Here is an 18,563-nt window from a genome sequence, read left to right on the forward strand (position 1 = left end):
CCAGTTATAGCTGGCATTTTTCTTAAGATCACGTCATTCACGTTGAAATGAGCGAAATTAAGCATAATACCGATGCGAAAGTCCGTGCTCCGGGCCTTCTATTGCACAAAACGGTTGTTCTGGTGGGCATGATGGGGGCGGGAAAGACCGCGGTCGGCCGCGCTTTGGCGGCGCGACTGGCGGTTCCGTTCCTCGACAGTGATGCCGAAATCGAATCGGCGGCCAACATGACCATCCCCGAGATTTTCGAACGCGACGGCGAGCCGTTCTTTCGTGACAAGGAAAGTCAGGTGATCGGGCGGCTTCTGGACGAGGAAAAAGGCATCCTTTCAACGGGCGGGGGGGCGTTCTTGGCCGGGCATAACCGCCAGATGATCACAGAGAGGGGCGTATCGGTCTGGCTCAGGGCCGATCTGAACGTGCTGTGGAACAGGGTCAAGCACAAGGACACGCGCCCTTTGCTGCGCACGGCAGACCCTTATGCGACATTGCGCGCCCTCTATGAGGATCGCGTGCCGGTTTATGCGCAAGCGGATCTGACGGTTACGTCGGACGGAGAAACCTCGATAGATAATATGGTGGACCGGGTTGTGGACGCATTGCTGACGCGACCCGATGTTTTGGAACGGACTTAAATGCACCAAACCGTACATGTTGCACTGGGCGAGCGCTCGTATGACGTCGAAATAGGGCCGGATCTGCTGGCGAAATCCGGGACACGGATCGCTCCGCTGCTGCACAGGCCCAAGGTCGCCGTTTTGACCGATGAAAATGTGGCTGCCTTGCATCTGGATGCCCTGCGCGATGGGTTGGCCTCGGCGGGGATCGAGATGTCGGCATTGGCCCTGCCTGCGGGTGAGGCAACCAAAAGCTGGCCTCATTTTGAACGCGCGGTCGAGTGGCTGCTGGCCGAGAAGGTCGAGCGCCGGGATGTTGTCATCGCGTTTGGCGGCGGCGTGATCGGCGACCTTGCAGGCTTTGCCGCAGCCGTTTTGCGGCGCGGTGTTCGGTTCGTGCAAATCCCGACCTCGCTGCTGGCGCAGGTGGACAGTTCGGTCGGCGGCAAGACCGGCATAAACGCGCCACAGGGTAAGAACCTTATCGGGGCGTTCCATCAGCCTTCGCTGGTGTTGGCCGACACCTCGGTTCTGAGCACAATGACGGATCGGGATTTCTTGTCCGGATATGGCGAGGTGGTCAAATACGGGCTGCTGGGTGACGCCGATTTCTTCGAGTGGCTTGAAGAAAGCGGGACCAAGGTCTCGGGTGGTGATATGGCAGCACGTGTGCGTGCTGTGACCCGTTCAGTGCAAATGAAAGCTGATATCGTGGAAAGGGATGAGACCGAGCAGGGCGATCGCGCCTTGCTCAATCTGGGTCACACTTTCTGTCATGCGCTTGAGGCTGCGACTGGGTATTCGGACCGCCTGTTGCATGGAGAAGGCGTGGCCATCGGCTGCGCGCTGGCCTTTGAGCTGTCCTCTCGTCTGGGCCTCTGTTCGCAAGAAGACCCAAGCCGCGTTCGGGCGCATCTGCGCGCGATGGGGATGAAGACCGACCTGGCCGACATTCCCGGAGAGCTTCCGGGGGCCGAGGCATTGGTCAATCTGATGGCGCAGGACAAGAAGGTCATAGACGGTCAGTTGCGATTCATTCTGGCGCGCGGGATTGGTCAGGCTTTCGTCACGTCGGATGTGCCGCGCGACGCCGTGTTGTCGGTGCTTCAGGACGCGCTGGCAACAGCCTGATCAGCGGCTGCGGATCACCATCAACTCGCCGATGTTTTCGCGCGTGATATATCCGACCATTGCGCCCGTCTGTGTACAGACCGCAATGGCCGGAGCACCTTTGTGCAGCCCGTCCAACACCGCCTCAAGCCCGTCGGTCAGGCGGACTGTTGGAACGTCCGTCTCCATGATCGACGTTGCTGGGTTGGACCGGGGCGTTTCATCAGCAAGCGCGGCAAACAATCGGTTGCGTGTGACAAAGCCGAGTAATTCGCCGCCGTCAGACATTACCGGAAACTCGTGTTGCGTCGTGTGGATGACAGCTTGGGCGGCGGTCGCTAGCGTGTCGTTTGGTGATAGCGCGTGGAACTCGGTAATCATGGCGTCGCGCGCCTGTACCTGCCGCGCGACTGCGCGCATGGTCACATCCTGACTTTCTGCATTGGCGGCAACGAAGACGAACACTGCGATCAAGACCAGCAGCGGATTTCCTGTGCTGAGACCCAGAAAGCCAAACCCCACCGCAACCGCCTGACCAGCTAACGCAGCGACCCTTGTGGCTTTGACCCGGTCCATTTTTAGACACAACAAAGCGCGGAACACGCGCCCGCCATCCATTGGAAAGGCGGGGATCATGTTGAACACAGCCAGCAGCAGGTTCACATAGGCCAGACGGTTCATCAGACCCGGCGTCGTGCTGTCAATCTGCGCCATCGTTTCAATCGGCATGTTGGCACCAAGCAAGACCAAAACGATCCAGATCACGATATTCACCGCGGGGCCTGCCAAAGCGACCCAGACCTCTTGCAACGGGTTTTCCGGCATCCGCTCGAGACGCGCCAAACCGCCGATCGGTAACAGAGTGATGTCCGGAGTCTTGATCCCGTACCGCCTTGCCATCAGGGCGTGGCCAAATTCATGAGCGACCACACAGGCAAACAACGCCAACACGAAAATCAGGTTTTCAACGGCCGCCTCGAGACCTCCGTTGGAGTAGGCGGCGAAACCGACCCAGGCGAGCAGTAGGAAAAAGGTGACATGGACCCTCAATTCCGACCCCAATATCCGGCCGAGTGAGAAGGACCATGTCATGATATGTCTCCGTTTTACTTAGAACGGAATCTCGTCGTCGTCGATTCCGCTAGAGGCCGGGGCAGGAGCGCTGGATGGTGCGCCGTACGGATCACCATAGCCGCCGCCAGCCTGACCGCCGCCGTATCCACCTGACTGGCCACCACCATAGCCGCCGCCACCGCCACCTTCGCCTCGGGCATCAAGCAGGGTCAGCTCGCCCCGGTAGGGACGCAAGACAACTTCGGTCGAGTAGCGATCCTGACCCGATTGGTCCTGCCACTTCCGGGTTTCCAGTTGGCCTTCGATATACACTTTGCTGCCTTTACGCAGATATTGCTCGGCAATCCGTGCCAGAGGCTCCGAGAAAATGGCGACCGAGTGCCACTCGGTACGCTCGCGGCGTTCGCCGGTGTTGCGGTCTTTCCAGGTCTCTGAGGTGGCGATACGCAGGTTACACACTTTGCCACCATTCTGGAATGAGCGCACTTCAGGATCGCGACCTAGATTTCCTACCAGAATGACCTTGTTGACTGAGCCTGCCATATACGTCCCCGTTCTTTATCTAACAGTATGCGTCCGAATCTGACGCCAATTCTCACTGCGACCCTATACGGCCTGCGTCATGGTTAAAACACAGTTGATGGGTATTGAGATAAGCAGGAATTTACCAAGGCTGGATTAACCATGCTTTCATTATTGGCTGAAATACCTATACTCAATCGGGTTCGTGAAAATGCAGGACTGGCGTTAATGCGGTTTTTGGTGATTGGTTTTTCAGTTCTTTTTCTTGCGCTGGTTTCCGTTTCAGCATCGGCTGACACGTTGTCAACCAAGAGCCGGAAAGACATTTTTCTGAAACAATCCAAGGTTTTGGATACACGCGCCGCGACACAGTACCGAGATTCAGAGCGTCTAAAGCCCAAAAGGCCCAAAGGCCAGTTCAATCAGCGTTATACCGGAAAATACAAAGGTGAATTTGTGTCACTCGCACGGCAAGCTGCGCGAAAGCATAACGTTCCGGAGGATCTGTTCCTACGGCTTGTTCAGCAGGAAAGCGGGTGGAACCCCCAAGCAGTGTCGCACAAAGGCGCGCTGGGGTTGGCCCAACTTATGCCCGGAACAGCACGGTTGTTGGGCGTAAACCCTCACGACCCGAAACAGAATTTGGAAGGCGGTGCGCGCTATCTGTCTTGGCAATACCGCAAGTTTAAATCCTGGCGCCTTGCGTTGGCGGCATATAATGCCGGACCAAAAGCCGTTGAAAAACATGGTGGTGTGCCGCCTTACAAAGAGACGCAGAACTACGTTCGTATAATCTGGGGAAGTTAACCTTACTTCTCTATCCTAGCCTAGACCGGCATTGCTGCCGGTCCAATTGGGTTTATGATTTACTCCGCCGCAACTTTGATGACGGGTTCCATCCGCGCCAGAATATCTTCCGCCAGGTGACATTTGACCTGATGGCCTTCGGCCAGAGTTTTCACAGGCGGTACTTTTTCTTCGCACAAGCCGCCGGGTACTTCGGATTTCCAACGACACCGCGTTTGGAATGGGCAACCGGGGGGTGGGTTCATGGCTGACGGGATGTCGCCCTCCAACACGATATGCTGCTTTTCGACCGAGGTGTCCGCAATCGGAACCGCGCTCAGCAGCGCCTCGGTATAGGGGTGGTAGGGAGGAGCAAAAACCTGATCTGTTGTGCCCAACTCGACCACATGGCCCAGATACATCACCATCACCCGGTCGCTGAGATAGCGCACAATCGAAAGATCATGGCTGATGAACAGCAGGGTGGTTTTGTGTTCGCGCTGAATTTCCATCAACAGGTCTGTCACTGCTGCCTGCACTGAGACATCCAGCGCCGAGACCGGCTCATCTGCCACAACAATCCGCGCATCTCCGGCAAAGGCGCGGGCAATGCCCACGCGCTGTTTTTGTCCTCCTGACAACTGGCGCGGCATCCGATCTGCAAATGCGCGTGGCAGTTTCACAAGATCCAGAAGCTCGAGCATCCGCTTCTTGCGTTCAGCCTCCGAGTTGCCAACACCGAAAATCTCAAGCGCCCGAATGATCTGGCGACCAACAGTCATTGAGGGATTTAGCGTGTCGAACGGGTTCTGGAAGACCATTTGAACCTCGCCAACGGTCTTGGCATCGCGTTCCTCGATGGGCACGGCCTCGATATTGCGGTTGTCCAGAAGGATCTGCCCATCTGTCGCGGTTTCCAACCCCATCAGAACCTTGGCAAACGTGGACTTACCGCAACCGGATTCTCCAACAATCGCAAGTGTCTCGGATTCATGTGCTTCGAAGCTGAGCGTTTCATTGGCTTTAACCACCTTTGTGGCACCACCACCAAACAGTGCATTCGCCGCAACTTCATAGTATTTCTTGAGGTTGTCCATCTTCAGAACGGTCCGACCGATTTCGGCCTTTTCCTTCTGCTCAGACACGGTGATCGGCGCGTTCCAGTTGATTTCCTTGAACTTTAGGCAACGTGTGTGATGGCGATCATTGCCGGGTACGGCCTCCATCAGAATGTCTTGTGCGTCGCAACGACCTTCTTCGAAATAATCGCAACGTGGTCCAAAGTTACATCCCGGAGGACGCTCATGCGGCAACGGGAAGTTCCCGGGGATCGCCACCAAAGGCCGCGCGTTCTTGTCTGCACCTGGCAGGGGGATCGACCGGAACAGTGCCTGCGTATACGGGTGCTGCATCTCGTCGAACACGTCATGGATTGAGCCGCGTTCAACCGCCTCGCCGGAATACATCACGCACAGACGGTCACAGGTCTCAAGCACCAGTCCCAGATTGTGCGAGATAAATAGCATCGAAGTGCCATATTTCTTGCCCAGATCCTTGACCAATTCGACTACGGCGGCCTCGACGGTCACGTCCAGTGCTGTTGTTGGTTCGTCCAGTATCAACAAAGCCGGTTTAGACATCAGCGCCATCGCAATAACGATCCGCTGCTGCTGACCGCCTGAAAGCTGATGTGGAAAAGAGTTCAGCATCCGTTCAGGGTCGGGAAGGCGGACATCTGTTACCACTTCAAGCGCGCGGGCATAGGCCTCATCCGTGCTCACGCCTTCGTGGATCATCGGTACTTCCATCAACTGCTTGCCGATCTTCATGGCCGGGTTCAGCGACGCCATTGGTTCCTGATAAATCATCGCGATCTCATTGCCGCGAATGTCGCGTAACTCGTCCGAGCTCATCTCGGCTAGATCACGTCCCTTGAACTTGATCGTTCCACCCACGATCCGCCCGTTCTTGCCAAGGTCCTGCATAACGCCCAGAGCCACAGTAGATTTGCCGCAGCCGGATTCGCCGACCAGACCAACCGCTTCGCCGGGCTGCACACTGACCGAGAAGTCCATGACAGCGGGGATTTCCCTCAGACGGGTGAAAAACGAAATCGACAACTTATCGATCTCAAGAATTGGCCCATCATAATCCGCCAGTTTGTTCATCTTGTTTTCTCCTCGCGAGAGTCAGGGGATCCCCTTCATCTGGCTGAAAATATCTCGGGGGGTCCGGGGGGCTGGCCCCCCGGCCGCTTTCACATCAATCCTTCAGACTTTCTTCGCGCAGACCGTCTGCCAGCAGGTTCAAACCGAGAACCAATGACAACAGCGCCAACGCCGGAGGAAGGGCAGGGTGCAGATAGACCGACAACAGCTTGCGCCCTTCATTGATGGTCGACCCCCAATCCGGACTTTCTGGCGGCAGACCCAGGCCAAAGAAGCCCAAGGTACCCAAAAGGATCGTAGTATATCCTATCCGCAGACAGAAATCGACGATCAGAGGGCCGCGCGCGTTGGGCAGGATTTCCCACAGCATGATGTACCATGGTCCTTCACCCCGCGTCTGAGCCGCGGCGACATAGTCGCGGGTTTTGATGTCCATCGCCAACCCTCGCACGATGCGGAACACAGTGGGTGAGTTCACGAAGACCACCGAAACGAAGACCACAAGGATGCCAGCTGGAACGTCGAAAAGGTCCAGAAAGGTTGGCAGACCCCAAATGCCGTAGGCGTCGGTGTTAACCACATACCCACCTGTCGAAATCAGCGACAGGTACAGCCAGAGCGCGACTCCCAGAACACCAATCAAAAGAGGCGTTCGGAACGTCGGCCGTGTGTAATAGCGCGAGTTCAATAGCACCCCAAGAAAGATGATCGGAAAGATGAAAAGGACAGCGGCCATGTAGTTTGGAACACCGGTTGCCACGATCTCGGGCGTCACCAGTAAGTAGAACAGCAAAATGACCGGGAAGGCGAGGATCAGGTTCGCAAGGAAAGACAGCAATGTGTCCAGCCGCCCACCGTAGTAACCTGCAGGCAAGCCCAGCGTGATCCCGACCATGAAGGCAAACATCGTCGCCAGAGGCGCGATCTGCACCACAATCCACGCGCCCTTGACCATTCGGCTAAAGACGTCGCGGGCCAGGTTATCGCCCCCCAGCAGGTACCACGCATATTCTCCGTCCTCCACGCTGGGCAAAGGCGTTCCGGGCACTTTGTTCTTCATCCCTGAGACTTGTGATAGCGAGTCATGCGTCACGATCAGGTCAAGCGCGCCAAAAATCCCGGTGAAAACCCAGAACATCACAAGGCCAAAGCCGATCATGCCAATTGGACTGTCAAACAGCTTGCCATATAGTCCCAATTTGCGTTTGAACGCGATGGACATTGCGTACAGCAGGATCAACGAAAACCAGACGGGCAGGAATTGCTGCATCATTGCGCCGATGATACCTGCGCTGGTTCCCATCAAAATGCCCAAGACGATATAGGCAACAGCAAGCGCGACGCTTGCCAGAAAGCTGTATCGCATCAGGGCTTGGATTAGGTTTCGTATGCCAGATCCCGATGTCAGCGTCCCGTCGGGGTTCACCGTCATCTGAGGTTCGGGCAGAACGATACTGGCCAATATCCAAGCCAGGATCGATGCGGCCATAAGAACGAGCGCAATCGCCAAAAGCGGGTTCAGGAAGGCAATAGAGCCGGTCCAGGTTAATGGTTCCATGATCTCTGCCTCCTCACGAAATACGAATGCGCGGGTTCAGGTAGACATAGCCGATATCCGATATCAGCTGGGTCACCAGCACCACAAAGACTGACACGACCGAGATCGCCAGCAGCAATTGGATGTCGTTGTTGCCTGCTGCCTGAACCAATGCCCAGCCAAAGCCCTTGTAGTTGAACAAGGTCTCGACGATCACGACACCGTTCAGCAGCCATGGGAACTGCAGCATGATGACGGTGAAGGGGGCGATCAGCGCATTGCGCAACGCATGTTTCATCACGATGTTCGGGAACGAGACACCCTTCAGGCGCGCGGTTCGGATGTACTGCGCGGTCATCACCTCGGTCATCGAGGCGCGGGTCATCCGGGCGATATAGCCCATCCCATAAAGCGCGATTGTCAGCACGGGTAAGAAGAAATTCTCAAACGTCGGATTCTCCATCGCCTGTGTGGCCGTGCCCTTGAACCATTTTAGCCCCACGGCAGAGGACGTGAAGATCGCGATGAAGATCACGCCTGATACGTATTCCGGCGTTGCCGTTGTTGTGATGGCAAAGGTCGAAAGCGTCCGGTCGGTGGCCGAGCCTTCCTTCATACCCGCCAAAATACCCAAGATCAGAGCTGACGGCACCATTAGCAGCATCACCCAGAACATCAGCCGTCCGGTCAGGGCAAGACGTGTCCCGACAACGGTCGAGACCTCTTCTTTGAACACGGTCGAATAGCCCCAGTACCCCTGCAGAATACCACAGAAATTCGGAGACTCTTCGGCAGTCTTGCCGGGCAAGATACATCTGCCCTGAATTGTGCCGTCCTCATTCGTGTGCCGATAAGATGGCAGGATTCCCAACCATTCACCGTATTTCACGGGGGTTGACTGCAGGTATCCACCTTTTTCCAGAAAGCTCTCGACCTGCTCGTCGGACATACGGAAGTTGCCCTGCGTCTTCGCAAGTTTTTCGAGGTTCGGATAAAGGTTCGTCAGGTAGAAGACCAGAAAGGTAAGGCACAGCGCTGTCAAAAGCATGATGCCGACGCGCCTTAAGATGAATAATCCCATGTTAGCCCCTGTTGGTAGGCTCGCGCATCGGTCGCCGGACCGTGCGCATCGCTGTTGTTTTGGTCGCCGTCGTCAGGATGAAAAGGCCGCGCCCGTCAGGCGCGGCCTTGTGTTGTTCGGCTTAGGAAACGAGGCCGAATTTATAAAGCTGCGGAAGGTCCGCGATGTGCTTTTCGACACCGACCATGTTGTCGCGATGGTGACGCATCGCTGTGCGCCAGTAAGGCTGGATGGTCACGCCTTCTTCGATCATGATCGCCTGCAGCTTGGCCATCACTTCGCGGCGTTTGTCCACATCTGCGATCGAGTTCGCCTCGGCCAGCAGTTTGTCGAACTCTTCGTTGGCGAAACCGGATTCGTTCCATGCAACACCCGACTTGTAGGCCAATGCCAGAACTTGCGTGCCCAGAGGACGGTGGTTCCAGTTGGTCGAGGAGAATGCGTATTTCGTCCAGTCGTTCCAGAAGGTCGAGCCCGGAAGGATCGTGTGTTTGGCCTTGATCCCGGCATCGTTAAGTTGTGCAACAACAGCCGCAGTGGTGTTCCGGCGCCAGTCATCGTCGATGGACTGAACTTCGTGCTCGAAATCAGCCATACCCGCTTCTTCCATCAGGGCTTTTGCACCTGCCGGATCATAAGGGATACGGGTCACGGCCGAGTCGTACTCGGGGTGCATCGGACCCACGTGGCAGTTTTCCGCAGGAATACCATAGCCAGACATGCCCAGCTCTAGGCAGACCTCATTGTTGACGGCCATTGCCAGCGCCTGACGAACCCGCTTGTCGCCGTAGATCTTGTTGCCGCTATCGTCCTCGGCCAGCTGGTTCGGGCGGATGACGATGGTAAAGCCAGACGGGATTTCCGAGCGCACCAGACCGATACCATCAAAGATGTCGACGAATTCGCCCACCGACTCCCAATTCATGTCGATTTCTTCGGCTTCGTATGCAGCTAGGAACGCGGCAGGGTCGGTGCCGTAGTCGATGAACTCGATCCGGTCGATATAGCCGCCTTTGCCGGCCTCATATCCCCACCAGTCAAAGCCTTCGTTACGCACCAGCACGCCCTTAACGCCAACTTCGTGGCTTTCCGGGATCATAAATCCAGTACCGATCGGGTTGGCCAGCATGTTGTTTGCGTCAAAGCTGCTGTGAACAATGGCACCCGGATAGTCTGCCATGCCTGGGATGATGGTAATATCCGGGGCGTTGCATTTCAGTTTTACAGTGTGCGAGTCGACCACGGTGATGGCACCGTCCGCCGCCTTTTGGGTGGCTTCATCGACCAAAGACGCCATGCGTGACGCCATGGAATTGCCCTCTAGGGTCGCATCGCACCAGCCGGTGATATTGCGCGCGACGTCTTCGGCGGTGAAATCGTCACCGTTGTTCCACTTGACGCCTTTACGCACGTTCAGCGTGTATTCGGTCGCGTCAGCATTGGCTTCCCAGCTTTCCAGCAACATGGGTTTGAATGAGCCGTCATTGTTGTATTCAACCAGATATTCAAGCCAACCTGCGGTGAAGGTGGCAATCTGTGTCCAGTCGTAGGTGCGCGGATCTTTCAGCGCACGCACTTCCATCTGGTAGCGGATCGTGCCGCCGCGCTGTGGTTCTTGCGCGACTGCGGGTGAGCTTAGGCCGATCATTCCATAGGCGGCAGGAACAGCGACACCCAATGCCGTGGCGCGGGCCATGAACTCCCGCCGGCTGAGCTTGCCGTCACGAAATTCCTGTGCATGCATTTCCGCCGCCCAGTGCATCGGTGCTCCGGTCAAGGTTTGCTTTGTCATTAATGTCTCTCCCTGTGACATAGATTTTTATGATTGAATGTAGAACCGCTCAGGCCCGGCAGGCGCGGGTGGCAGGCTCTCGGGTTTCCGTTTTTGTGATACTGAACATCCCCATGCGTTCATTCGGCACCAGAAATCGGGTCAGGTCAACGTTCGAAATCGTCATTCAGGGTACAAAAACGACATTCGTCGGGGTCGGTTGCCGCTAACACCGATCGAGTCTGGACCTGCGTTACATTGGCTGATCGGTCTGAAGGCAGGGGATTCGACATATTCGCGCGGGGCACAAAGCACGCCTGAGTAGTCAATCAAAAAAATGTGGTATCACTTTGAGAAATCAACGCGATTCCAGTCTTTCATGCGCGCACGGAACCATGTCCGCTGACGTTTGGCAAATTGTCGGGTCGAGATTGTGGCGCGTTCACGGGCGGCCTCGAGTGTCATGTTGCCGTCAAGGTAGGCCATAAGCTCGGGAACTCCGATGGCCTTGAAAGCAGAAAGCGACGCATCGTAGTGCGCACGCATGGCTTTGACCTCTTGCAATGCGCCGGTGTCCAGCATCAGATCAAATCGCAGGTTGATCCGGTTCAGCAACCACTGTTTGTCCACGTCGAAAACGATGGGCACTGTATCCGCGATGTTCAAAACCGGAGGCGGTGTGTCGTTCTGCCAGTCGCGTAGGCCGCGACCGGTCGCGCGCAGAACCTCCCACGCGCGCTGAACTCGTGCGCGGTTCTGCGTGTCGATCCCCGCCAGAGTTTCGCGGTCAACGCCACGGATCAGATCGGGTAGGGTAAGCTGATCCGCCTCGGTCCTGATGTCGGATGGGGTTGCCGGTATGTCAGCCATACCTTCTGTCAGAGCGGAGAAATAGAGCCCGGTTCCACCCACTATGATGGGGCGTTGAGGTCCGCTCAAAAATGGTTTGACCTCGCGTAGCCAATGGCCGGTGGAATAGTCCTGATCATAGGCGATATGCCCATACAACCGATGGGGTGCGCGCGCTTCGTCGTCGGCGGATGGCCGGGCTGAAATTACCTGCCAGCACGCATAGACCTGACTGGCATCGGCATTCACGATGACACCGCCGAAGGTTTCAGCGATCCGCAACGCCAGTTCGGATTTGCCCGAGGCTGTGGGCCCGGCAATTAGCACAGGTTTATCGGTGGGAATGGGGGGCAGGCGGTCCCAAATCTGCGATGTGTTCGTGTTGGCCATCCAAGAGTGCCTTGTTCCTCATGATCCGCATTGAACCCGCAGAGGTTTTGCTTCATTTTGCGGCGAAATAAAACCCGTGCCAGCCCGGAGCGCAACATGAGCCTTTCCCCCGAAACCGACACCCCGAAAACCAAATACAGTCGCGTGATGCTGAAAATTTCAGGCGAGGCGCTTATGGGCGATCAGGGCTTTGGCCTGCACCCGCCGACGGTTCAGCGCATCGCGCAAGAGGTGAAATCCGTGCACGATCTGGGGGTCGAAATCTGCATGGTCATCGGCGGAGGTAACATTTTCCGCGGTCTGAGCGGCTCGGCGCAAGGGATGGAACGGACGACCGCTGACTATATGGGGATGCTGGCGACGGTTATGAACGCGCTTGGGATGCAGTCAGCACTTGAGGAAGTTGGGGTTTTCACGCGTGTGATTTCGGCCATTCGCATGGATGAGGTTTGTGAGCCCTATATCCGCCGCCGCGCTGTACGCCACCTTGAAAAAAAGCGTGTGTGCATCTTTGCTGCCGGAACGGGTAACCCTTATTTCACGACAGATACCGCCGCCACGCTACGCGCGAATGAAATGGCCTGTGAGGCGATATTCATGGGCAAGAACGGTGTGGATGGGGTGTATGACAAGGACCCCAAGGAACACGCGGATGCAGTGCGCTATGACACGGTCAGTTATGATGATGTTCTGGCAAAGCGTCTGCGGGTCATGGATGCCTCGGCTATTGCGCTGGCGCGTGACAATAACCTGCCGCTGATCGTGTTCGGCCTGGATGAACCGGGCGGGTTCCGCGGTATTCTTGCAGGTGAAGGTACCTATACCAAAGTTCAGGGATAAGCCTCGTCCCCAAAGACCGGGCATTCTGTATTCAAGTGCTTGACGCGGACGCGAACGCTGGGCAACTTGGCCCGGTCTTTGCGACCGCAGGGGCTGCCATCGCAAACGCGAAGGCTTGGCTGGAAGACCCGCCATGATTTCCGAGGGACCCGGAATCATGCACCGGTGTCCTCATGGATTGACGTGCATGATCTAAGGAGCCTCGTGCCATGAGCACTCTCGATATCGATTTCGTTCGGTCGCAGTTTCCGGCCTTTTCCGAACCTAGCCTTCAAGGGCAGGCGTTTTTTGAGAATGCAGGCGGATCCTATACCTGCAAACCGGTTTTGGATCGCCTGTTTCGTTTTTACACCCAGCGCAAAGTGCAACCCTACGGTCCTTACGAAGCAAGTCGGCTGGCGGGTGAGGAAATGGACGAAGCCCGCGTCCGCATGGCAGCGATTCTGGGGGTCGATACTGACGAGCTGAGCTTTGGTCCCTCCACGACTCAAAACACCTATGTATTGGCACAGGCGTTCCGGCGCTGGATGCAACCCGGAGAGGCGATCATTGTGACCAATCAGGATCACGAGGCCAACTCAGGTCCCTGGCGCCGCCTTGCTGAGGAGGGTATCGAGGTCCGGGAATGGCAGATCGACCCCGAGACCGGATCGCTGAACCCGCATGATCTGGAAAACCTGTTAGATGAAAAGGTGCGTCTGGTCTGTTTTCCGCATTGTTCGAATGTGATCGGAGAGATCAATCCGGTAACCGAGATCACTGCGATCGCTCATGCCGCTGGCGCATTCGTGTGTGTGGATGGTGTTTCTTACGCGCCGCATGGGTTCCCCAATGTCGGAGATATGGGGCCGGATATCTATCTGTTCTCGGCCTACAAAACCTATGGCCCTCATCAGGGTTGTATGGTCATGCGACGGTCGCTGGGTGAGTTGCTGCCAAACCAGGCGCATTATTTCAATGCGGACAGTTTGTACAAAAGGTTTACGCCTGCGGGGCCGGATCACGCTCAGATCGCGGCCTGCGCGGGGATGGCGGATTACGTCGACCTTCTGTGCGATCATCATGGCGGCCCCCAAAGCGGCGCGACCGAGCGGGGTGCGTTTGTGCACAACTTGATGCGAGGGCAAGAGGTTGCAATGCTGCAACCTGTTTTGGACGCCGTGAAGGATCGCAATTCGGTCCGGCTGATCGGGACCTCTGACGCGGCCCGTCGTGCGCCAACCGTAGCTTTGGCGTTGGAACAAAATGCCGAAGATGTGGCAAGCAATCTGGTCAAGCACGGGATCATGGCCGGGGGCGGAGATTTCTACGCAGTTCGCCCACTTGAAGCGATGGGTATCGATCTGACCCGCGGTGTGCTGCGTGTCAGTTTCACCCATTACACGTCTGAGAACGAAATCAACCAGTTATTGGAAAGTCTTGACACCGTTTTGTGATCCGGTTTTCGCCCTGTTTCGTATAAAAGAAAATACAAAGGGCGATCATGGAAAACGAGCAGTCACCGATCATCATTTGGTACCGGCGGGACTTGCGCCTGTCGGATCACCCAGCTTTGAACGCAGCAGTTCAAAGCGGTCGTTCCGTCATTCCCGTTTACATACTCGACAATCTTGCTCAGACGCTGGGTGCTGCACCTAAATGGCGACTGTCGCTAGGGCTGGAAGCGCTGCAGCAGCGTTTGACGCAAGTTGGCAGTCGGTTGATCCTGCGGCAGGGAAACGCCATCGAGGTTTTGCAACAGCTTGTCCGCGAAACCGGAGCATCTGCAGTGTACTGGACCCGCGCTTATGATCCGGACTCCATTGAGCGGGACAGCAGCATCAAGACAACGCTGAAGGACCAAGGGGTCGAGGCAAAGTCGTTTTCCGGCCATCTGCTGTTCGAACCCTGGACAGTAGCGACGAAGAGTGGACAACCTTTCCGCGTGTTCACGCCGATGTGGAGAGCTGTGCAACACAGGGACGTTGACCCACCGGTGCCAACTCCGAACCGCCTGATTGCGCCGCCAGCTTGGCCAAAGTCGGATGACATTGGGAGTTGGGCCATGGGGGCGGCAATGAACCGAGGCGCCGGAGTGGTCGCGCAGCATTTGCGCGCAGGTGAAGAGGCCGCCTTTGACGTTCTCGAAGCGTTTGTTGGTCGTGTTTCTGACTATTCCAACGATAGAGACCGGTTGGATTACAACGGAACATCGGCCTTGGCCGAATATCTCTCACTGGGTGAGATCAGCCCACGGTCGATCTGGCATCGTGTTAGGATCTCTGAGATGAATGGCGTGTCGGGTGCGGATGCGTATCTGCGCCAACTTGTGTGGCGCGAATTCGCGTATCACCTGATGTTTCACACTCCACACTTGCTTGGCGACAACTGGAAGCCAGAGTGGGACGCATTTCCGTGGCGTTTCGATGAAGATAACCCACGGGTAATTGCTTGGAAAACAGCAAGAACGGGTATTCCCGTCGTAGATGCCGGCTTGCGCGAGATGTACGTAACCGGGCGGATGCACAACCGGGCACGGATGATCGTCGCAAGCTATCTGACCAAGCATCTGATGACTCACTGGAAAGTCGGCCTGAGGTGGTTCGAGGAGTGTTTGGTGGACTGGGATCCCGCATCGAATGCGATGGGATGGCAGTGGGTGGCGGGCTCGGGGCCTGACGCGTCGCCGTTCTTTCGGATTTTTAACCCCGTGACACAACAAGAGAAATTTGACCCATCATCCGCCTATGTGCGCAAATGGGTGGCCGAGGGCCAGACTGCTCCGCCCGATACCGCCTTGGCGTATTTCGAAGCGATCCCTCGGGCCTGGGGCCTGGAGCCAACGGATAACTATCCGGCTCCTATCGTTTCATTGTCCGAAGGACGAGCACAGGCACTGGCCGCCTATGAGCACCGGAAAACCCAGTAAGGAACTGAAAACTTGCCAGAAACACAAACTCGGCCTAGCCTGAAACAACAACCGCACAGGGGAGAGCGGATGATCCTGACCACCACAGACGGACAGAAAGGCCTGCCACGCTATTTCGGGCAGGTTGTAAAAATGCTGAACAAGATGGAATACGGCCGCCTGGATATCGCGCTGCCGGATGGCCGTGTTTTCCGAGCCGAAGGTACAAAGCCCGGGCCAATTGCGCGGGTCGATATTCACAACCCGGACGTCTTTGCCCGGCTGATCCGAGAGGGCGAATTGGGGTTCTCGGACGCCTATTTGGAAGGCGACTGGAGCACACCGGATTTGCGGTCTTTCATGGATTTGGTCCATTTGGGAACCGAGACCGTTTACGACGATTTCACCGGTAAGTTTCTGGTTCAAGCCTATGAGAGGCTTCGCTTTTGGTTGAACGGAAATAGCCGTAAGCAAGCCAAAAAGAATATCTCTTATCACTACGATTTGGGCAATGAATTCTATGCCATGTGGCTGGATGATACGATGACCTATTCCAGCGCGCTGTTTGAGACTGGGCAGGAAAGTCTTGAGAAGGCGCAAACCGCCAAATACGCCAGTATGGTTGATGAGATGGGGGCAATGCCCGGTGATCACATCCTTGAAATCGGCTGTGGCTGGGGGGGATTTGCTGAATATGCAGCAAAAGAGCGTGGCCTACGGGTCACAGGCCTGACGATCAGCGAGGAGCAGTTGAAGTATGCCCGGCAACGCATTGATAAAGCGGGATTGTCCGATATGGTCGAGTTCAAGTTGCAGGACTACCGTGATGAGCGTGGCCAGTATGACGGCATCGCATCAATTGAGATGTTCGAGGCGGTTGGTCAAAAATACTGGCCAGTCTATTTCGAAGTTGTGCGCGAACGTTTGAAGCCGGGTGCTCAGGCGACTTTACAAATTATCACCGTGGCAGATCATCGTTGGGAGATTTACCGCAATGGTGTTGATTTCATTCAGAAATATATCTTTCCCGGCGGTATGCTGCCTGCACCTTCGGTGCTGAAAGAGCAGGTCGCTCAGGCAGGTTTGAACGTGGTGACGTCCAAGGAATTCGGCAAAAGCTACGATCTGACTCTGCGCCGCTGGTATGACACGTTCAATGATAAATGGGACGTCATTTCTGAGATGGGCTTTGATGAGCGTTTTCGCCGCATGTGGAATTATTATTTGACTGCCTGCGGCGCAGCCTTTGACACCGGCAATTGCGATGTGACACAGATTACTGTAGCAAAACCAACGTAATGAACGGACCCACCTGATGCCCACTGCTGCGCGACTTGTAGCCTCCATTTGTCTTTTGGTGGTGGCCTTTTTAGTTTCGAGCATGATCATCGCTAATGGGGAAGATGGTAAGGACTACGGTATCTTTACCTACGTGAACATGATCATTGCGGTTGCGTGCGGCTGGAAAATCATGGGAAAGCGAGCTGGCAAAGGGTGGACGTCCGGACTGAACAACGGTTTGACCGGGGTTGTCTCATTGGTTTTCTGGGGCCTGTTTGTTCAAGGGTGCAACGAAATGTTCCGATTGGCTATGCGCCATCGGTATGACGGACCATTTGAGGCACTGTTGGCCATTTTCCAGATTGGCATTGAATTTGGTCAGCAGTTGTTAGCACCAGAAATCCTGTGGACGCTCGGGATCGGTGCTGTGATCGCGGGTCTCGCCACGGAAGAGGCCAGTCGCCGCTGGCGGTGAGGGCTGCTGGCACTACGAGGGTAATTTTGTGTCCGCATTGTTTTTCTATGGAACACTTCGCCATCTGCCTTTGTTGGAGACCGTTCTGGATCGACCGCTCTCCGACTTGCAGATAAGAGACGCAGTTCTGCCAGACCACGCGGTCTATGATGTTCGGGACGAGCATTTTCCGATGATTTGCTCTGAAACAGGCCAAAATGCCCCGGGGCTGGTGGTTGAAGGGCTCGGGCCAGAAGACCTGAAGCGGTTAAAGTTTTATGAGGCCGGTTTCGACTTTGATATGGAGCCTCACACTTTGAACCTCACTGATGGTTCTCGCATTTTGGCAAGCGTGTTCTACCCGCAGCCGAACTTGTGGACCTCTGACGGTCCCTGGTCGCTACAGGATTGGGTGGACGACTGGGCGGAAATGTCGGTGTCAGCGGCGCAAGAGGTGATGGGCTACTATGGCAAGGTCGACGCTGACCAGATTTCCCGCAGCTTTCCTGCCATTCGTACGCGGGCTTGGGCAAGGCTCGCCGCGCGCAAGCGGCACACTGGCGATCCGCGCGATGTGCGCAAAGACGTGGTCCTGCAACAACACGCGCGAGAGTATGTCGACTATTTCGGGATGGAAAGAATCGAGCTGCAGCATCGGCTGTATGATGGCTCGATGGGGCCGGTCGTACATCGTAGCGGGCTGATGCAGGGCAGTGCGGTTGTCGTTCTGCCCTACGATCCGATCCGCGATGCAGTCCTATTGGTCGAACAATTCCGGGCACCGGTCTTCATGGCCGAAGATCCGGAGCCTTGGATGTGGGAACCCGTCGCTGGAATGATTGACCCCGGCGAAACGCCGAAACAGGCGGCTCGGCGCGAGACACTTGAAGAGGCTCATGTAAATCTGTTGGTTCTGGAAAGCGCGGGATCAGCCTATTCGTCAAGCGGGTCATCCACCGAATACCTTCATCTCTATGTCGGGCTGGCTGACCTTAATCAGACAGTCAACAATGGTGGCCTTGCTTCCGAGGGCGAGGACATTCGCACACAAATCCTGCCGTTTGTGGACTTCATGGACAGAGTTGATGCCCATGGGTTTAAAGATTTGCCGTTGCTGGCGCTGGCTCATTGGCTCGCGCGACATCGGAACCGTCTGCGCTCGTGATGATCGCTGCTTGTGGTTGGCGCGCAGCAAC

16 protein-coding genes are annotated in these 18,563 nt (G+C 56.1%); 9 read left to right on the top strand and 7 right to left on the bottom strand.

Annotated features, from left to right (window positions below; all coding sequences use genetic code 11):
• Window positions 1-47: 47 nt before the first annotated feature.
• Window positions 48-635, top strand: coding sequence for a shikimate kinase (locus AC2FF7_RS04750; RefSeq protein ID WP_496905268.1), 588 nt, complete (start codon window positions 48-50; stop codon window positions 633-635).
• Complete coding sequence (gene aroB / locus AC2FF7_RS04755) at window positions 636-1,748, top strand: 3-dehydroquinate synthase (RefSeq protein WP_480867476.1); 1,113 nt, start codon at window positions 636-638, stop codon at window positions 1,746-1,748. It begins immediately after the preceding gene.
• Here the strand turns inward: aroB and AC2FF7_RS04760 are convergent, their stop codons facing one another.
• Both AC2FF7_RS04760 and ssb read right to left on the bottom strand, forming a co-directional pair.
• The gene (locus tag AC2FF7_RS04760; RefSeq protein ID WP_480867479.1) at window positions 1,749-2,819 is read right to left on the bottom strand and encodes a site-2 protease family protein; all 1,071 of its coding nucleotides are present in this window, start codon (window positions 2,817-2,819) and stop codon (window positions 1,749-1,751) included. It abuts the gene before it with no gap.
• Between the two features lie 18 nt (window positions 2,820-2,837).
• A complete protein-coding gene (gene ssb / locus AC2FF7_RS04765; protein ID WP_353393025.1) occupies window positions 2,838-3,344 on the bottom strand; it encodes a single-stranded DNA-binding protein in 507 nt (168 codons plus the stop codon).
• A 207-nt stretch (window positions 3,345-3,551) separates the two neighbouring features.
• Here ssb and AC2FF7_RS04770 point away from each other — a divergent pair, with 207 nt between their 5' ends.
• The gene (locus tag AC2FF7_RS04770; RefSeq protein ID WP_496905269.1) at window positions 3,552-4,130 is read left to right on the top strand and encodes a lytic transglycosylase domain-containing protein; all 579 of its coding nucleotides are present in this window, start codon (window positions 3,552-3,554) and stop codon (window positions 4,128-4,130) included.
• Between the two features lie 59 nt (window positions 4,131-4,189).
• Here AC2FF7_RS04770 and AC2FF7_RS04775 read toward each other — a convergent pair whose 3' ends face one another.
• The 5 genes from AC2FF7_RS04775 to miaA form a co-directional block, all read right to left on the bottom strand.
• Window positions 4,190-6,277 carry a dipeptide ABC transporter ATP-binding protein gene (locus tag AC2FF7_RS04775; protein WP_480867481.1) on the bottom strand — a complete coding sequence of 696 codons (2,088 nt, stop codon included), beginning with the start codon at window positions 6,275-6,277 and terminating at the stop codon, window positions 4,190-4,192.
• 94 nt (window positions 6,278-6,371) lie between these two features.
• The gene (locus tag AC2FF7_RS04780) at window positions 6,372-7,835 is read right to left on the bottom strand and encodes an ABC transporter permease (protein WP_480867483.1); all 1,464 of its coding nucleotides are present in this window, start codon (window positions 7,833-7,835) and stop codon (window positions 6,372-6,374) included.
• 13 nt (window positions 7,836-7,848) lie between these two features.
• Window positions 7,849-8,895 (bottom strand): ABC transporter permease, encoded by a 1,047-nt coding sequence (locus AC2FF7_RS04785; protein WP_496905270.1) that lies wholly within the window; start codon window positions 8,893-8,895, stop codon window positions 7,849-7,851.
• 121 nt (window positions 8,896-9,016) lie between these two features.
• A complete protein-coding gene (locus AC2FF7_RS04790) occupies window positions 9,017-10,687 on the bottom strand; it encodes an ABC transporter substrate-binding protein (protein WP_170750858.1) in 1,671 nt (556 codons plus the stop codon).
• Window positions 10,688-11,011: 324 nt separating this feature from the next.
• Window positions 11,012-11,905 carry a tRNA (adenosine(37)-N6)-dimethylallyltransferase MiaA gene (gene miaA, locus AC2FF7_RS04795; protein ID WP_170750860.1) on the bottom strand — a complete coding sequence of 298 codons (894 nt, stop codon included), beginning with the start codon at window positions 11,903-11,905 and terminating at the stop codon, window positions 11,012-11,014.
• A 96-nt stretch (window positions 11,906-12,001) separates the two neighbouring features.
• On the opposite strand from miaA, the gene pyrH reads away from it, so the two are divergent.
• From pyrH to AC2FF7_RS04825, 6 genes are all read left to right on the top strand, one after another.
• Window positions 12,002-12,745 (top strand): UMP kinase, encoded by a 744-nt coding sequence (gene pyrH / locus AC2FF7_RS04800; RefSeq protein WP_170353007.1) that lies wholly within the window; start codon window positions 12,002-12,004, stop codon window positions 12,743-12,745.
• 209 nt (window positions 12,746-12,954) lie between these two features.
• Window positions 12,955-14,181: an aminotransferase class V-fold PLP-dependent enzyme gene (locus tag AC2FF7_RS04805; protein WP_480867486.1), complete on the top strand. Its 1,227-nt coding sequence runs from the start codon at window positions 12,955-12,957 to the stop codon at window positions 14,179-14,181.
• Window positions 14,182-14,228: 47 nt separating this feature from the next.
• Entirely contained in the window at window positions 14,229-15,653 is a 1,425-nt protein-coding gene (locus tag AC2FF7_RS04810) for a cryptochrome/photolyase family protein (RefSeq protein ID WP_496905271.1), read from the top strand.
• Between the two features lie 69 nt (window positions 15,654-15,722).
• On the top strand, window positions 15,723-16,931 hold the full coding sequence (locus tag AC2FF7_RS04815) for a class I SAM-dependent methyltransferase (RefSeq protein WP_496905272.1): 1,209 nt from the start codon (window positions 15,723-15,725) through the stop codon (window positions 16,929-16,931).
• A gap of 16 nt (window positions 16,932-16,947) precedes the next feature.
• Window positions 16,948-17,388: a TrgA family protein gene (locus AC2FF7_RS04820; RefSeq protein ID WP_170353015.1), complete on the top strand. Its 441-nt coding sequence runs from the start codon at window positions 16,948-16,950 to the stop codon at window positions 17,386-17,388.
• Window positions 17,389-17,416: 28 nt separating this feature from the next.
• Window positions 17,417-18,532, top strand: coding sequence for an NUDIX domain-containing protein (locus tag AC2FF7_RS04825; protein WP_496905273.1), 1,116 nt, complete (start codon window positions 17,417-17,419; stop codon window positions 18,530-18,532).
• Window positions 18,533-18,563: the final 31 nt, after the last annotated feature.

The sequence above is a fragment of the Ruegeria sp. YTSC325 genome (assembly GCF_059609525.1).

Coding starts and splice junctions, on each gene's coding strand:
- AC2FF7_RS04785 (WP_496905270.1), bottom strand. CDS start 8,895: ATGGGATTATTCATCTTAAGGCGCGTCGGCATCATGCTTTTGACAGCG.
- pyrH (WP_170353007.1), top strand. CDS start 12,002: ATGAGCCTTTCCCCCGAAACCGACACCCCGAAAACCAAATACAGTCGC.
- AC2FF7_RS04820 (WP_170353015.1), top strand. CDS start 16,948: ATGCCCACTGCTGCGCGACTTGTAGCCTCCATTTGTCTTTTGGTGGTG.
- AC2FF7_RS04810 (WP_496905271.1), top strand. CDS start 14,229: ATGGAAAACGAGCAGTCACCGATCATCATTTGGTACCGGCGGGACTTG.
- AC2FF7_RS04750 (WP_496905268.1), top strand. CDS start 48: ATGAGCGAAATTAAGCATAATACCGATGCGAAAGTCCGTGCTCCGGGC.
- AC2FF7_RS04770 (WP_496905269.1), top strand. CDS start 3,552: ATGCGGTTTTTGGTGATTGGTTTTTCAGTTCTTTTTCTTGCGCTGGTT.
- AC2FF7_RS04775 (WP_480867481.1), bottom strand. CDS start 6,277: ATGAACAAACTGGCGGATTATGATGGGCCAATTCTTGAGATCGATAAG.
- AC2FF7_RS04805 (WP_480867486.1), top strand. CDS start 12,955: ATGAGCACTCTCGATATCGATTTCGTTCGGTCGCAGTTTCCGGCCTTT.
- aroB (WP_480867476.1), top strand. CDS start 636: ATGCACCAAACCGTACATGTTGCACTGGGCGAGCGCTCGTATGACGTC.
- AC2FF7_RS04780 (WP_480867483.1), bottom strand. CDS start 7,835: ATGGAACCATTAACCTGGACCGGCTCTATTGCCTTCCTGAACCCGCTT.
- AC2FF7_RS04760 (WP_480867479.1), bottom strand. CDS start 2,819: ATGACATGGTCCTTCTCACTCGGCCGGATATTGGGGTCGGAATTGAGG.
- AC2FF7_RS04790 (WP_170750858.1), bottom strand. CDS start 10,687: ATGACAAAGCAAACCTTGACCGGAGCACCGATGCACTGGGCGGCGGAA.
- ssb (WP_353393025.1), bottom strand. CDS start 3,344: ATGGCAGGCTCAGTCAACAAGGTCATTCTGGTAGGAAATCTAGGTCGC.
- miaA (WP_170750860.1), bottom strand. CDS start 11,905: ATGGCCAACACGAACACATCGCAGATTTGGGACCGCCTGCCCCCCATT.
- AC2FF7_RS04815 (WP_496905272.1), top strand. CDS start 15,723: ATGATCCTGACCACCACAGACGGACAGAAAGGCCTGCCACGCTATTTC.